The organism is Cyanobium sp. Candia 9D4, from assembly GCF_024346155.1.
Lineage (GTDB): Bacteria > Cyanobacteriota > Cyanobacteriia > PCC-6307 > Cyanobiaceae > Cyanobium > Cyanobium minutissimum.
The window spans coordinates 78,741-92,996 of sequence record NZ_JAGQCK010000005.1 but is presented as its reverse complement, the minus strand read 5'-3'; the positions used below and the strand labels follow the sequence as shown (position 1 = coordinate 92,996).

Below are 14,256 nucleotides of genomic sequence, written 5' to 3'. Positions count from 1 at the left end.
CAGGCCCGTCGCGTGGGCCTCATTCCACGTCGTCGTGGGCGAAGCGGTTGTAGAGAAAATCGAGGGCGGTGTTGCGCAGCTCGTAGTACTTCGGGTCCTCCATGATGTCTTCACGGTTGCGGGGCCGGGGAAAGTCGATCGACATCACCTCGCCGATCGAAGCGGCCGGACCGTTGGTCATCATCACCAGCCGATCGGCCAGGAAGAGGGCTTCGTCGATGTCGTGGGTGATCATCAGCACGGTGCATTTCTGGGTGTTCCAGATCTGCAGCAACTCTTCCTGCAGCTCCTCCTTGGTGATCGCATCAAGGGCTCCGAAGGGCTCATCGAGGATCAGCACCTCGGGGCGGATCGCCAGGGCCCGGGCGATGGCCACCCGCTGCTTCATGCCACCGGAGAGCTGGGGAATGCGCTTGTCGACGGCCTTCTCTAGGCCCACCATTGCCAGGTGCTCCATGGCGATCTCCCGCTTCTCGCGGCTGGAGAGGTCGGGCTTCACTTCATCGATGGCCAGGTAGACGTTCTCGTAGGCCGTCATCCAGGGCAGCAGGGCATAGCCCTGGAAGACCACCATGCGATCGGGCCCGGGCTTCTCGATCGGCCTGCCGTTGAGCAGCACCTGGCCGGCGGTGGGTGAGGAAAAGCCGGAGACCATGTTCAGGAGCGTGGACTTGCCGCAGCCGGAATGGCCGATGACGCAGATGAATTCCCCCTGCTCGACCTGCAGGTTGATGTTGTCCAGCACCGGGTAGGGTCCGGTGGGGGTGGGATAGACCTTGCCCAGCCCCTCGAAACGCAGCAGGGGCTGGCTGGCGATGGCAGCGGACGGGAGCTTTCTGGCCGTGGTGATCATCGGAGGAAATGGCGGAGGGACGGTGGATCAGACGCTGATGGCACGGGGCTGGCCGATGGGGATCTCGGCGATGCTGAAATCGCGGTGCAGGGAGACGTCGTTGAGGTAGCCGATCGGGTCCTCGGGGTTGAACGGTCGGCCGTCAAACAGCTCGATGGCCCGGCGCTGGTAGCTGACGTCGTCCAGGCCCAGTTCGCGGGCGGCGGTGCTGAACACCCCCACGCTGCAGACCCGTTCGAGGATCTCCACGTAATTGCGGGGGAAGGGGATCTCGGCCCAGCGGGCCAGCTGGGTGAGGATCCAGAGGTGCTCGCTGCGGCTGGGGCGGTTGAGTCCCGCTCCGTAGAACAGATGGTGCGGTTCCCCATGGGGAGCGAAGGAGCCGGACTCACCCGGCTGGCCGCTGAAGCGGATCAGCTCGGCCTTCATGCCGAGATAGCGCCGGTCGCTGAGCAGCTCGCCCATTTCCGGCCAGTGGGCAGGGTCGGCGCAGTAGCGGCAGGCCTCCAGCAGGGCCTTGGTGAGGGCGATGTGGGTGTTGGGGTAGGCCTGGGCCCAGTCCTCGCGGGCGCCGAGCACCTTGCCGGGATGGCCCGACCAGATCTCGAGATCCCCCACGATCGGCACCCCATGACCACTGCTGGCGGCCCGGAAGTTCCAGGGTTCGCCGATGCAGTAGCCGTCGATGGAGCCGTCCTTGAGGTCGGCCAGCATCTGGGCCGGTGGCAGGGTCTGCAGGTGCACGTCCCTGTCGGGATCGATGCCGTTGGCCGCCAGCCAGTAGCGCAGCAGCAGGTTGTGCATCGAGGCGGGATGGACGATGCCGATCCGGTGGGGCTCCCGTTCGTGGCTGCCCAACCAGGCGCGGTAGTCCTCCACCGTGCTGACGCCCTGTTCCGCCAGTCGTTTGGCGAGGGTCACCTCATTGCCATTGCGGCTGATGGTGAGGGAGGACACGATCGGCAGCGGCTCGCTGCCATGGCCCCCGGCCGTCATCCAGGTGGGCATGCCCGAGGGCATCATCGCCGCGTCGAGGGTCCTGTCGACCAGACCGTCCACCACCCCCCGCCAGCTTGTCTCCCGCACCAGCTGCACGTCGTCGAGACCGTGCTTGCTGAAGAAGCCCTTGGCCTCGGCCACCGCCAGGGGGGCGCAGGCGGCGAGCGGGATGAAGCCCAGATCCAGGTTCACCTTCTCCAGGCCGTGGCGGGCCAGCACCTTGTGGGGGCGGGCCTGCCACTGCTTCACCCGCTTCTGGCGGTTGAGGAAATAGATGATTTCCGAACGCAGGCTGTAGTAGCTGGGGTGGTGCACCACCGTGAGCCGCTGGCGGGGGCGGGGGATGTCCACCTCAAGGATCCCGCCGATCCTCGAGCCCGGCCCGTTGGTGAGCATCACGATCCGGTCGGAGAGCAGCACCGCCTCATCCACGTCATGGGTGACCATCACGGCGGTGAGTTCGTGCTCGTTGCAGATCTGCATCAGCTTCTCCTGCAGATTCCCCCGCGTCAGCGCATCGAGGGCGCCAAAGGGTTCATCCAGCAGCAGCAGCTTGGGCTTGATCGCCAGGGCGCGGGCGATCGACACCCGCTGGCGCATGCCACCGGAAAGCTGGCCGGGAAGCTTGGTGGCGGCCTGGGTCAGCCCCACCATCTCCATGTGCTCGTCGATCAGGGCCTCCTGCTCCGCCTTGCCCAGGTCGGGCATCACCTCCTCGATCGCCAGGGCGATGTTCTGGCGGACGGTGAGCCAGGGCAGCAGGGAATAGTTCTGGAACACGACCATCTTGTCGGGCCCCGGACGCTTCACCGTTTCCCCCTCGAGGAGCACGGTGCCGCCGGTGGGCAGATCCAGGCCGGCGATCATGTTGAGCAGGGTGGACTTGCCGCAGCCGGAGTGGCCGATCAGGGAAATGAACTCGCCTTTGCGGATCTCCAGATCAATCCCCTTGAGGGCGAGGTAGTTGCCGCCACCGGTGAGGGGAAAGTTCTTTTCGAGGGACTGGACGTCAACGAGTGTGGTCATGGCGAATCAGGGTTGGGAGAGATGGAGGACGCCGAAGGCCAGGACCATGGCGGTCATGAGCAGGACACGGGCCAGCAGGAAGCGGATCACGTTCTTCCGGTCGCTCATCCAGGCGTCAAGCCATCCGAAGGGCTTGAGGACGTTGGGCAGGTTCATGGCTGGCTCGGGCTCACTGGCCGGGGGAGATCCGGGACTGGAGCCAGGCCATCAGGCGATCCAGCAGCAGGCCGATGCCGCCGATCCAGACCACGGCGAGGACGATGTCGCTGACGTAGTTCTGCTGATAGGCATCCCAGATGAAGAAGCCGATGCCGACGATGCCGCTCATCACGATCTCGGCGGCGATGATCGCCAGCCAGGCCAGGCCGATGGAGATGCGCAGGCCCGTGAAGATGTAGGGCAGGGCGGAAGGAATCAGCACCTTGGTGAAGAAGGTCTTCTTCGACATCTGCAGCACCAGGGCCACGTTGTGGTAATCCTGCGGGATCTGCCGCACCCCTTCGGCGGTGTTGATCAGAATCGGCCACACCGCGGTGATGAAGATCACGAAGATGGCCGCCGGCTGGTTTTTCTGGAAGATCACCAGGGCGATCGGCACCCAGGCCAGGGGCGCCACCATGCGCAGGAACTGGAACAGGGGGTCGAAGGCCCGGTTGAGGGTCTTGTTGAGGCCCACGGCGATCCCGGCGCTGATCCCCACCACCGCGGCAAGGAGATAGCCCTGGGCGACCCGGCCCAGGCTGGCCATCGTCTGCCAGAAGAGGCCCTTGTCGAGGCCGCCCCGGTCGTAGAAGGGATAGAGCAGCAGTTCACGGGTGCGCTGCTCGGTGAACAGGCTCAGGGGGCCGGGCAGCCGGGTGAGGCCGAGGCTGGCGCTGAGTTGCCACGCCAGCAGAAAGCCGGCGATGCCGAACACCGGCGGCAGGATCAGCTTGCGGTGGCGCTTCCACCAGGCCATGGGGCCGGATGTGGTGGCGCCGGGGCTGGGTGCAGTGAGGGTCATGGGAGGGGTCGTCCTGGAAAACAGTGGAGAAAGGCGTTGGAAGGGATGACCCGTGACGCCGGGTCACGGGTCGGAGGGAGAGCCGGCCGAAGGGGATTCGGCCGACGGGGGAGTGAATCAGCGCTTGATCTTCAGGCTGTCGAGATAGGCCTGGGGGTTCTCAGGATCGAAGACGATGCCGTCGAAAAAGGTCTCCTTGCCCCGGGAGGAGCCGGTGGGGATGTCCTTGGCGGGAAGCCCCAGTTCGGTGGCGGCCTGCCGCCAGATGTCCTCCCGGTTCACCCTGTCGACCAGGGCCCTGGCCTGCTCGATCGAGGTGAGCTTGCCGGGGTGCATGTTCCAGCGCAGCGATTCCACCAGGAACCACAGACTCAGGCTCTTGTAGGGGTAGGAGATCACCCCCCGATCACTCATCCAGTAGATCGGGCCCAGCTTCGGGTCGTTCACGGGTTTCCGATCGGCACCCAGCAGGTACTGGCCCTTGAGGGCGGGCTCGAGCACCTCCACCGGGGTGTTGAAGTAGGCGCGGGAGCTGATCAGCTTGGCCACTTCGCTGCGGTTCTCGGGCTTGTCGGCCCATTGCTGGGCTTCGATCAGGCCCTTCACCAGGGCCACGGCGGCCTTGGGATTCTTCTCGACCCAGTCGGAGCGGACCGCCAGGAATTCCTCGGGATGGGCCGGCCACATCTGGGCGGTGAGGGCGGCCAGGTAGCCGATGTCATCCTTGACGATTCGGAACGGCCAGGGGTCGCCGGTGCTGAAGGCATCCATGGTGCCGTTGCGCATCCCCTGCAGCGTCTCGGTGGAGGGCACGGTCAGCAGCTCGATGTCCTTGTCGGGATCGACCCCGCCGGCCGCCAGCCAGTAGCGGATCCAGAGGTCCTGGTTGGCGTTGGGGAAGGTGTAGGCGGCACGGAACTTGCGGCCTTCCTTCTGCGGGAAGCGCTGGAAGACGTCCACGGCCGGGGCCAGATCCAGGCCCAGGTTCTCGGCCTTGAGACTGTTGGAGACGGCGATGCCGTTGGCCTGGCTGTTCAGCTGGGCCAGCACCACCATGGGTACCTTCTTGCCGTCGGTGATGATGCCTTCGGTGATCAGGTGGGGCATGGGCAGCTGCCACTGGCCCCCATCGATGCCGCCACCGGCCGAGCCCAGCACCACGTTGTCGCGGGCGGCGGGCCAGCTGGCCTGCTTGGCCAGCTCCACCTTGATCCCATGCTTGGCGAAGAAGCCCTTCTCCACCCCCACCACCAGGGGAGCGGCTTCGAGGATGGGGATGTAGCCCAGCTTGATGGTGCCCAGCTCCTGGCCGGCCGCGGGACTCGCGGCCTGGGGTGCGCTGGCGGAATCGGAGCTGCCGGGTGGATTGCCCAGGCATCCGGCGAGCAGCAGGGAGGACCCCAGGGCGGCCCCGAAACGGGTGAGGAAACGACGGCGACTCGTCATGGTCATCGAATGGAAAGGAAGGGGAAAGGGTTGGCGAGAAAAGAAGAGGGGCTGCTCAATGAACACTCCCTTGGGGCTCATTCGTTGTGGTCAGACTCTCTTCATCGCCTCTGCGGCGTGGAGTCTCAGGCGAAGGGAGAGGGAGGGAAGAAGCGGCTGGCTGGGTGGTTTGGTGGCCCCGGATTTGGGGTCCGGCAACATTAGGAGCTGATCAGAATAACTGAGTGCTGTCTTCAAGCAGATCTGCGAATCTCCTGAATAAACTGGACTTATCGATCCAGGAATCAGGAGCTGAAAGCCTTGGTGCTCAGTGGCCGGATTGCTGGATCAAGGCCATCATCGAGATGTCGGTATTCGCAACAACATCCGCAGCAGAATGCATTGGAAAGCGGGCTACTCCTGGTGTTGGCGCACCCGGGCCGACACCTGGGCCTCCGGGTCGACGCCGGCGAAGGTGGGCGGTAGCCACACCCGCACCACCATCAACAGGGCCATGGTCATCAGAAAAAGGCAGACCGCCAGGATCTGTTGCCAGTCCGTCTCCAGCACGCCCCGGACGATAACTTCGCGGAGCACGGACACGATGGCGATCTCCACGGCCACGCCGATCGACACCCGTTGCTCCTGCAGGTAGATGATCAGCAGGCGGAAGAGCTCCACCAGGATCAGGATGAAGAGGATGTCCGCCGTGACCTCGTGGAACTCCGAGGTGGAGAAGAGCGTCGAGAAGGTTCGCTTCAGCTGCAGCACCATCACGCCGAACAGCCCCAGGCAGAGGGAGATGGCGATCAGGTCCTGGACGGCCTCGAGGGACTGGACGATCTGGCTGCGGCGGAATTGCTGATGCCAGGGAATGGCGTCATGGGGTGTCGAAACCGGCGTTCCGGTGGGCGGGTGGTTCATGGCGAAGGGTTTTCGGGAAGGTCAGGGAGCCCAAAGGAAGGGTGGCGGTGGTGTTCTCGGTGGTTGCCAGGCTGGTATCGCGAGGGACGAGCAGATCGGCTTCGCTGACCTTGACGACCTGTCCATTGCTGCGGAAGCGGGTCAGGGACTTCGTCACGGTGACCCGGGTCATGCCGGCAATGGCGGCCAGCTGGCGGTGGGTGAGGTTCATGTCCTCCAGCGAAAGGGTCGTGCCGCTGCTGCTGACCCGACCGAAGCGGGTGCCGATCCACTGCAACAAGCGCAGCAACCGGGAATCGGCCGGCCTGACCCGGTGGATCTGCAGGAGTTGGGTGGTCTGGGTGAACAGATCACGCATGAACGCCAGGGTCTCGCTCTCGCTCGGCTCCCACTCGACCACCATCACCCGGGTGAGGCAGATGAGTTCGTAGGGCGTCACTCCGCAGCCGGTGGGCGTGATCAGGTCGCCGGGTCCCCAGATGCCGAGGGTGATGGACTCACCCTCCTCATTCCAGGTGTTCGCGCGGATGTAGCCATCGTCGATCTGCCAGCCCATGTCTGCCGGCAGATGGTCATCGGCGCGAAGGGTCAGGCGCAGCGGTCGTGCGGGCATGGCGAGGGTCATGACACGGCGGATGGCATGGCGGGAAGCTCCTGTGGGCGGGGTTGGGTGCTGCGGAAGACCCCTATGGAAGCGGTTGTCGGCAGGGGTGTCCAAACTTCCGAAGGAGAGGCCCGTGTTGGAGTCCGGGAACATTAGTGAGCAGTTCCACCTCTTGGGTGGTACCTCCACGCAGGATTGCCAATTCAGCCGATAAGCCCAGGTGATCGGTTTGCCAGGCCGGCCGGCTTCGCTGGCGCTGCGAGCCAGTCGCGGCTGCTACCGGGTCTGGTGTCTGGTTGTCCGCCTCCCTGGGAGGAAAGTTTTAGGCTTGGATTTCTCCTGGAATCCCTTTCCGGTGGGGCCAACAGTTGGTTCCACCGGATTTTTCTATGCTCAGGACGATCGAGATCTCAGGGGTCGCAGTTCATCTGTTCGGGGTTCATCGGATGGCGCCGCCACAGGCACCCAGCCCGGACGCGATGACGACGGGGGGTGCCGCACAACGACTCCTTCGGACGGCTTCTCCCGGGTGAGCCCGCCCCCGTTCGCCAGCAGGCCCCTCAGCCGCCCACCACCTCGTGCACCTGGCCGACGCTGGTCCCGCACCGATCCCGGCAGAGCACCTCCAACGGCGGCCGGCCGGTGATGGCCAGGCGCCAGCGGGCCCACAGCCCGTAGATGGCGTCCACCAGGGGCCGCAGCAGGGGCCAGCGGGTGGGGGCGTAGAGCCAGCCCAGGTTGACCAGGCCATAGGCCTGGCGGAACACCTCCACATCCCGGATCACGCCGCCGTCGGCATCCAGGGCGTGCATGCGGCCCATGGCCTCGGCGTAGGTGATGCCGCCGTGACGGGCCGGGTCATAGGCGGGGTCGTTCACGTCCACGAAGGCCAGCCGGCCCACCCCCCGGTCGCGGCGGCGCAAGGCGTTCACCTCCCGCAGGCACAGGGGGCAACCGCCATCGAACAGCAGGGTGAGCTCGGCCATGGGGGCGGTGGGCGACGACGGAGGCGCCTGGGGCACCGGACGCCTGGCGAGCCCAGAAAGGGCTGCCACCGCACCGGTGGCGCCCATCCGGTGGCCAGACTCCAGCCCGCTTCCCTCTCCCCCATGCCCGTCTGCCGCCAGGCCGCGCTGCACCGCTGGCAACGCCGGGATCCGGCCCTGATCCGCCGGCTGATGCCGTTCTGGGGCTGGCTGTATCAGCACTATTTCCGGGTCGTCTCCGATGGCTGGGAGCACATCCCCGACGCCGATCCGGTGCTGTTTGTGGGCACCCACAACGGCGGTCTGGCGGCGCCCGACATGCACATGGTCATGTACGACTGGTTCCGTCGCTTCGGTCTGGAACGCCCCGTGCTGGGGCTCGCCCACCCGAAGGTCTGGCTGGGCTATCCGCCCCTGGCCGATCTGGCTGCCCGTACCGGCGCCATCCCTTACCACCCGCGCCTGGCCCTGGCGGCCCTGGAGGAGGGAAACAGTCTGCTGGTGTATCCCGGCGGCGGGCAGGACACCTTCCGCCCGCACCGGGACCGGGGCCGCATCCACTTCGCCGGCCGCACCGGCTTCCTGCGGCTGGCGATCTGGCACGACCTGCCGATCGTCCCGGTGATCTCCTGGGGGGCCCACGACACCCTGGTGGTGCTGGAGGACTTCTACCCCCAGTTCCGGGCGCTGCACGAGCGGGGGATGCCCTGGCTGTTCGGCATCGATCCCGAGGTGATGCCCCTCTACCTGGGCCTCCCCTGGGGCCTGGCCCTGGGCCCGCTGCTCAACCTGCCCCTGCCGGTGCGGATCCACACGCGGGTGTGCCCGCCGATCCGCCTGGAACGCAGCGGCCATGCCGCCAGCCGCGACCGGGCCTATGTGCAGGCCTGCTATCAGCGGGTGACGGCCGCGATGCAGGACGCCCTCGACCGGCTGGCGGCCGAGGCTCAGCGGTAACGGGAAGGAGCCACGTAGGACTGGGAGGGAATCGACTGGGGCCCGCTTCCGTTGCCGAGCCGCTGGGGCAGGGGATCGACACGGCGCTGCAGTTCCGCCAGGGAGCGCGTTTCCCCCATGGCCAGACCGGTCAACACCGCCAGTTCCTGCTTCATCTGATGGGCGGGCCTGGGATTCACGAAGCGGAAGTTGAGGGTGGTCTTGTCGCCGGCGCTGTCGTAGCCCACCACCGTGAAGTAGAGATCCGCCGTCCTGCCGGCCTTCGATCCGGCAAGGGCACCGCCCACCATGCCCCCCACCAGGCCGACCGGGCCGAGCAGGAGGCCACCGGCGATGGCTCCGGCGGTGCCGCCACCCACCGCCCCCACGGTGCCGTTGGTGGTGTCGTAGGTCTCCGCTCCGCCTGCGAACCAGCGGGCGACTCGGCCGATGGGGATGAAGCTCTTCCTGTCACCGATGCCGTTGGCGTCGAGGTTGATGGTGCAGGGGTTGTTGCCGCAGAGGGCCTGGTAGGTGGCGGCCGCAGCCGGGGCGGGTAGCAGCAGGCTCAGCAGGACCGGCGTGATCAGGGCCGCCCGGATCCGGAGCCGGGCCGATGCGGAGACCATGGGTCGAGGGCGAAGGGAGCCCAGTCAATCGCCGGATGCCAGGGGTGCAATGGGGCGGGTCCCCCGGGGTGATGACTGGATGTGACTGGTGCGGCCGGGGCGGGGCCGGGCCCGCGGCTCCGATCGGCGGGCCCATGGCTCCGATGATGGTCGTCGCTCTGCCGGTGTCCCCGGGGCCCCCATGTCCCTGATCAACACGGCCGTCGGTCTGCTGGCGATCAGCTCGCCGATCGGTCTGCTGCCGGTGGTAGTGGAGGCCGGTGGGGGCAACCCCGTGCGGATCCGCCGGATCAGCCGCCTGGCGGTGCTCACCTTTCTCTGTGCCCTGATCGCCGCCTGCTGGTGGGGCCAGGGGCTGCTCGACCTGTTCGGCATCACCCTGGAGGCCTTCCGGGTGGCCGGGGGGCTGATTCTGCTGCCGATCGGCCTGCGCCTGATCGATGGGCGGGAGGTGAGCCACGGCTCCCTGGATGGGACCGAGGACAGTGCCGGTGTGGTGCCGATCGGCCTGCCGCTGCTGGCGGGCCCCGGCGCCATCTCCCTGGTGGTGGCCGATGCCCCGGCTGGCTGGCAGGGCAGGCTCGCCCTCAGTGGGGTGATCGGCCTGCTGGCGATCCTGATCTATCTGTTGTTGATCGCCTCGATGCCCCTGCGTCAGGCCCTGGGGGAACTTCAGGAGAAGGTGATCAGCCGCCTGATGGGTCTGCTGCTGAGCGCCATCGCCGTCCAGATGCTCGTCAGTGGCCTCAGGGGCTGCTTTCCGGTGCTGGCCTGAGGGGTCCGGTGTGCCGGGAACCCTCAGAGACAACCAAGCCGCGGTGGGGTGGGCGGCCCCTCGAACGGGTCGATGGCCAGCTCCCGATCCAGCACCGTCAGGATGTCCTGGATCACCGCAGGGCGGGTGGCCACCCAGAGGAAACCCTCCAGGGGAGCGGCCGCGACCGGGTCCCAGAGGCAGAACTGGGGGTGCTGCCGGTACATCCGGGTGGCCAGGGGGACGAGGAACCGGGTCTTGGGGAACCGGTCCTCCCCGTGATCGAAGGTGAGGACGATGGCGAATTCCAGCTCGCCCCTGGCGGTGTAACGGTCGATCCGGGTCTCCCCCTCCGATCCGGCAAACGGAGAGAGCCGGTACTCGACGTAGCGACGATGGAAGGGGTTCCTCTGCTCCTTCCAGGTCCTCGCCTCCACGCCCAGCTCCGTCGCCAGCTCGGTGAGCAGGAGGTAGGAGTGGGTGCGGAGGGTCTCGTGGAGCTCGTCGGTCCGGTGGCTCTGCAGCCGCCAGCGCTCCGCCAGTGCCTCGTAGCGGCTGATCCGGGGCGGGTCCTGGGGGGTGGGTCCCGTGGGGCCAGTCACCGATGCTCTCCTCACTTTTTCAGTTTATCGGCGCCCCGCGGGCGGGCCAGTGGAGGGCTCCGCCGCGACGGGGGAGGGGCGATCCAGGGGCCGATGACGCCCTGAAACGTCCGTCGGCGATAGCGTTGTCGGCCATTCAGCCTGATCGCGGCAGGCTTGCAGCAGCACCGCAGAGCCGAACATGGCCGTGAGCGATGACTTGGTGTATTCTTAATGGGCAGTGAAACGACGGCCATGGATCCTGTGAGCCCCATAGCCCAACTGGCAGTGGCCGCCATCAGCGGTGCCGCCTTCCTGATTTCGATGGTGGTGATTCCTTTCCCCGAGTCGCAGTCCGATTCCTCGGCAGGCATCAGCGCCACCTCCCAGACGAGCGACAGCGTCTTCCGCACGCTCGACACCTCCCCCACCCCCCTGACCAAGTAATCCTCCCGCCACCCATCCTCCGGATCGCCTCTCCAGGCCAGCCTTTGAACAGCGCCAGGTCCCTCCGGCCGGCAGCCCCTCCCTGTCACGCCTGCCACAGCGGATCCCCGCCAGTCTCCGATCCCTGATCCAGCGAGCCAACGATCAGCCGCGAGACCCGAAGCCGGTCCCCTGAACGCCCCTCCCTGCAGGAGATCTCGTCCAACATCTGCTCCTGTGCGCGCCGCAGGATGGTCAGAACCTGCTCTCCGCTGCCATGGCCGACGGCCTTGAGACGCCTCCGCCGCTGGTCCTGGTCCATGGCCTGTTCGACACGCCCCGGGTCTTCGACCGCCTTGATCGGCGGCTGGCCGGCAGGCGCCAGCGCCTGCTGAAGCCGGCCCTGCCGCTCCCCCTGGTTGCTGACGCGATCGAGATTTCGGCCCAGCGTCTCGCCGCCGCCATCGACGCGGCCTTCGGGACTGCCCAGCCGCTCGACATTCTGGGCTTCTCCATGGGTGGCGTCATCGCCCGCACCTGGATCCAGCGGCTGGGCGGCCATGCCCGCACCCGCCGCTTCATCAGCCTCGGCAGCCCCCAGCAGGGGACCCTGACGGCCCAGCCCTGGCCCCGCAGGCCCCTGGCCGGCATCGCCGATCTCAAGGTGGGCAGCCCCTTGCTGCGGCAACTCAATGCCGACCTCACCCTGCTGCGGGGCATCGACTGCTGCAGCTACGCCACGGTCTTCGATCTGATGGTGGTGCCGGGCTGGCGGGCGGTGTTGCCGATCGGGCCGCGGCGGATGCTGCCGGTCTGGAGCCACCAGCAGCTGCTGCGCCACCCGGCAGCCCTCGATGCCCTGGTGGCGGATCTGCTGCGCCCCTGAGCTCCTTTCGGGCCCAGCATGGAGGTGGACGCCGAACCGCGAGGTCACCATGCCGAACGCCCTGGCCGAAAGACTCACCGCCTGGGGCTTCTCCTGGGAGGGTCTGCGGGACAACCGCCGCGGCGAGTGGTGGCTGATCGCCCAGATGGCCCTGATTGCGGCCCATCTGCTGCCGGCCACCCCCCCTCCCGCCTCCCTGGGTCTGGCCTGGCCGCTGCCGGTGCGCCTCGCGGGGCTGGCCCAGTTCAGCCTGGGGCTGGTGCTGGCCGGCCAGGGAGCCCGGAACCTGGGCGCCAGCCTCAGCCCCCTCCCCGAACCCATGGCGGACGCCCCCCTGGTGACCACCGGGGCCTACGGCCGCTGCCGCCACCCGCTCTACCAGGCCCTGATCCTCTGCTCCCTGGGCGTGACGGTGGCCCTCGGGAGCCTGCTGCATCTCGGCCTGATGCTGGGGCTGGTCGTTGTGCTCGGCTTCAAGGCCCGCCGCGAGGAGGCCCGCCTGGTGCTGCTCCATCCGGATTACGGCGCCTACCGCCAGGCGACCGCCGCGATCCTTCCCGGGGTGCCCTGGCTCGACTGGCGTTATGGCTGAGACCCTGAGCTCCGTGGTCGCCGCCCGCCGCTTGCCCCCCGCTGCTGCCGCCGACCGGTGGAGCGGTTAGAACCGAGGCCTCTGCCCTGTCCGGTCCATGGCCCTTCCTGCCTTGTTACGGGTTCTGCGGGCCTGCGGCCTGGCGGCCCTGGTGGCTCTGACGGTGTGCGTGGTTGACCCGGGGCCGGCGCTGGCCACCTTTGTCCTGCCGCCGCTGCCGTACCCGGTCGATGCCCTGGCTCCGGCGATCGCGCCCACCACGATGACGATCCACCACGACCGCCATCACGCCGCCTACGTGGCCAACCTCAACGCCCGGATCGCCGACCACCCCGAGCTGGAGGGGATGGCGCTGGAGGATCTGCAGGGCCGGATGTCGCGCTACCCGGCCGCCGTGCGCAACAACGGCGGCGGCCACTACAACCATTCCCTCTTCTGGCAGGTGATGGCGCCCCCGGGCCAGGGCGGTGCCCCTTCGGCGGAGCTGGGGGCGGCGATCACCGCGGCCTTCGGCTCCCCCGAAGCCCTGCAGCAGCGCTTCGCCCGGGCGGCGACCGACCGCTTCGGTTCGGGGTGGGCCTGGCTGATCCGGCGACCCGACGGCAGCCTGGCGATCACCAGCACCGCCAACCAGGACAACCCGCTGATGGATCTGCCGGGCATCGAGCGGGGCGTGCCCCTGCTGGGCCTGGATGTGTGGGAGCACGCCTACTACCTCGACTACCAGAACCGCCGGCCGGACTACGTCACCGCCTGGTGGTCGCTGGTGAACTGGAACGAGGTGAGCCGACGCTTCGCCGATGGCGGCGGAGGTGGCGGCGCGGCGACAACCGCGAGTGAATCCTGACAGCGGCGGTTGTCGGTAGCTGATACGACGACCGCCTGGGAAAACGGTCGCGAAAGTTAACGATATTGCCGAGAACACCATGGTCCAGTCCCGAACCGGCCCGCCCAGAATCGGACCGTCCAGAACCGCCCTGTCCCGAACCGTCGAGCTCGTCCCCGTCCAGCGCACGCTCCACGGAGATGCACTCTTCTCCGCGCCCCGCACCAGCGACGAGACCCTGATCGCCGAGATCGCCCGGGGCGACGCCTTCGAACTCTTCTGCCACCGCTTTCAGACCGATCAGCTGCTAGTGCTGCGGGGGGCGATCGATCTGGTGGTGCTCCAGAACCGCCAGCTGCGCCGCATCCCCCTGCGGGAGGACGAGGCCACCTGGGTCTGCATTCCCCCCGGGGTGCCCCACGGCGCCATCAACCGGGGCCGGATCCCGGCCCTGCTGGTCAATGCCGTGCTCCGCCACGGACCGAGTGACCCCAGGGATTACGAGCCCCATCCGGTGCCGCCCCGGTTCCGCAGCCAATGGCGCCGGCTGGCGGTCGCCTGAGCGCCGGCGCCGGCCGGCCCGCTCAGTTGTATTCCCCGGGGATGTCCTGCTTGGTCACCGTGACCCGACCCACCTTCTTCCCCGACAGGCGCAGCAGCTCATCGCCCGAGAAGTCGAAGCCCCTGCCGGCGGCGATCTGGGCGACGTCGTCGGCGGTGGCGGCGGCCAGCACTTCGGCGCGCAGGGCCTGGTCGTCCTGCATGCGGGCCAGGAAGGAGCGGGCCTGATCGAGGCTCATGCGCCG

General features: G+C 67.6%; 18 protein-coding genes. 7 read left to right on the top strand and 11 right to left on the bottom strand.

Annotated elements, in window-relative coordinates:
* Window positions 1-19 precede the first annotated feature (19 nt).
* The 8 genes from KBZ08_RS11685 to KBZ08_RS11650 form a co-directional block, all read right to left on the bottom strand.
* A complete protein-coding gene (locus KBZ08_RS11685) occupies window positions 20-853 on the bottom strand; it encodes a nitrate ABC transporter ATP-binding protein (RefSeq protein WP_254973118.1) in 834 nt (277 codons plus the stop codon).
* A 27-nt stretch (window positions 854-880) separates the two neighbouring features.
* Window positions 881-2,878, bottom strand: coding sequence for a nitrate ABC transporter ATP-binding protein (locus tag KBZ08_RS11680; RefSeq protein WP_254973117.1), 1,998 nt, complete (start codon window positions 2,876-2,878; stop codon window positions 881-883).
* Between the two features lie 6 nt (window positions 2,879-2,884).
* Entirely contained in the window at window positions 2,885-3,034 is a 150-nt protein-coding gene (locus KBZ08_RS11675) for a hypothetical protein (protein ID WP_254973116.1), read from the bottom strand.
* A 13-nt stretch (window positions 3,035-3,047) separates the two neighbouring features.
* Complete coding sequence (gene ntrB / locus KBZ08_RS11670; protein WP_254973255.1) at window positions 3,048-3,836, bottom strand: nitrate ABC transporter permease; 789 nt, start codon at window positions 3,834-3,836, stop codon at window positions 3,048-3,050.
* Between the two features lie 162 nt (window positions 3,837-3,998).
* Window positions 3,999-5,333: a CmpA/NrtA family ABC transporter substrate-binding protein gene (locus KBZ08_RS11665; protein ID WP_396103644.1), complete on the bottom strand. Its 1,335-nt coding sequence runs from the start codon at window positions 5,331-5,333 to the stop codon at window positions 3,999-4,001.
* A gap of 387 nt (window positions 5,334-5,720) precedes the next feature.
* Window positions 5,721-6,230, bottom strand: a complete 510-nt coding sequence (locus tag KBZ08_RS11660; RefSeq protein WP_254973115.1) for a phosphate-starvation-inducible PsiE family protein — start codon at window positions 6,228-6,230, stop codon at window positions 5,721-5,723.
* Window positions 6,187-6,843: a Crp/Fnr family transcriptional regulator gene (locus KBZ08_RS11655; protein WP_219904429.1), complete on the bottom strand. Its 657-nt coding sequence runs from the start codon at window positions 6,841-6,843 to the stop codon at window positions 6,187-6,189. Before KBZ08_RS11655 ends, KBZ08_RS11660 begins: the two co-directional genes overlap by 44 nt.
* 551 nt (window positions 6,844-7,394) lie before the next feature.
* Window positions 7,395-7,820 (bottom strand): thiol-disulfide oxidoreductase DCC family protein, encoded by a 426-nt coding sequence (locus KBZ08_RS11650; RefSeq protein WP_254973114.1) that lies wholly within the window; start codon window positions 7,818-7,820, stop codon window positions 7,395-7,397.
* A gap of 90 nt (window positions 7,821-7,910) precedes the next feature.
* Here KBZ08_RS11650 and KBZ08_RS11645 point away from each other — a divergent pair, with 90 nt between their 5' ends.
* Window positions 7,911-8,777, top strand: a complete 867-nt coding sequence (locus KBZ08_RS11645) for a lysophospholipid acyltransferase family protein (RefSeq protein ID WP_315858459.1) — start codon at window positions 7,911-7,913, stop codon at window positions 8,775-8,777.
* Here KBZ08_RS11645 and KBZ08_RS11640 read toward each other — a convergent pair.
* A complete protein-coding gene (locus tag KBZ08_RS11640; RefSeq protein WP_106222596.1) occupies window positions 8,768-9,385 on the bottom strand; it encodes a hypothetical protein in 618 nt (205 codons plus the stop codon). The genes KBZ08_RS11645 and KBZ08_RS11640 overlap by 10 nt on opposite strands.
* 181 nt (window positions 9,386-9,566) lie before the next feature.
* On the opposite strand from KBZ08_RS11640, the gene KBZ08_RS11635 reads away from it, so the two are divergent.
* The gene (locus KBZ08_RS11635; protein ID WP_254973111.1) at window positions 9,567-10,160 is read left to right on the top strand and encodes a MarC family protein; all 594 of its coding nucleotides are present in this window, start codon (window positions 9,567-9,569) and stop codon (window positions 10,158-10,160) included.
* 23 nt (window positions 10,161-10,183) lie between these two features.
* Here KBZ08_RS11635 and KBZ08_RS11630 read toward each other — a convergent pair whose 3' ends face one another.
* Window positions 10,184-10,741, bottom strand: coding sequence for a hypothetical protein (locus KBZ08_RS11630; protein ID WP_254973110.1), 558 nt, complete (start codon window positions 10,739-10,741; stop codon window positions 10,184-10,186).
* A gap of 243 nt (window positions 10,742-10,984) precedes the next feature.
* On the opposite strand from KBZ08_RS11630, the gene KBZ08_RS11625 reads away from it, so the two are divergent.
* The 5 genes from KBZ08_RS11625 (at window position 10,985) to KBZ08_RS11605 (ending at window position 14,012) form a co-directional block, all read left to right on the top strand.
* On the top strand, window positions 10,985-11,167 hold the full coding sequence (locus tag KBZ08_RS11625; protein ID WP_254973109.1) for a hypothetical protein: 183 nt from the start codon (window positions 10,985-10,987) through the stop codon (window positions 11,165-11,167).
* A gap of 256 nt (window positions 11,168-11,423) precedes the next feature.
* Window positions 11,424-12,032 carry a triacylglycerol lipase gene (locus KBZ08_RS11620; RefSeq protein ID WP_254973107.1) on the top strand — a complete coding sequence of 203 codons (609 nt, stop codon included), beginning with the start codon at window positions 11,424-11,426 and terminating at the stop codon, window positions 12,030-12,032.
* 49 nt (window positions 12,033-12,081) lie between these two features.
* Complete coding sequence (locus KBZ08_RS11615; protein ID WP_254973106.1) at window positions 12,082-12,624, top strand: isoprenylcysteine carboxylmethyltransferase family protein; 543 nt, start codon at window positions 12,082-12,084, stop codon at window positions 12,622-12,624.
* Between the two features lie 97 nt (window positions 12,625-12,721).
* A complete protein-coding gene (locus tag KBZ08_RS11610) occupies window positions 12,722-13,471 on the top strand; it encodes a superoxide dismutase (RefSeq protein ID WP_315861259.1) in 750 nt (249 codons plus the stop codon).
* A 79-nt stretch (window positions 13,472-13,550) separates the two neighbouring features.
* A complete protein-coding gene (locus KBZ08_RS11605; RefSeq protein ID WP_254973104.1) occupies window positions 13,551-14,012 on the top strand; it encodes a cupin domain-containing protein in 462 nt (153 codons plus the stop codon).
* Window positions 14,013-14,034: 22 nt separating this feature from the next.
* Here the strand turns inward: KBZ08_RS11605 and KBZ08_RS11600 are convergent, their stop codons facing one another.
* Window positions 14,035-14,250 (bottom strand): Nif11-like leader peptide family natural product precursor, encoded by a 216-nt coding sequence (locus tag KBZ08_RS11600; RefSeq protein WP_015108575.1) that lies wholly within the window; start codon window positions 14,248-14,250, stop codon window positions 14,035-14,037.
* Window positions 14,251-14,256: the final 6 nt, after the last annotated feature.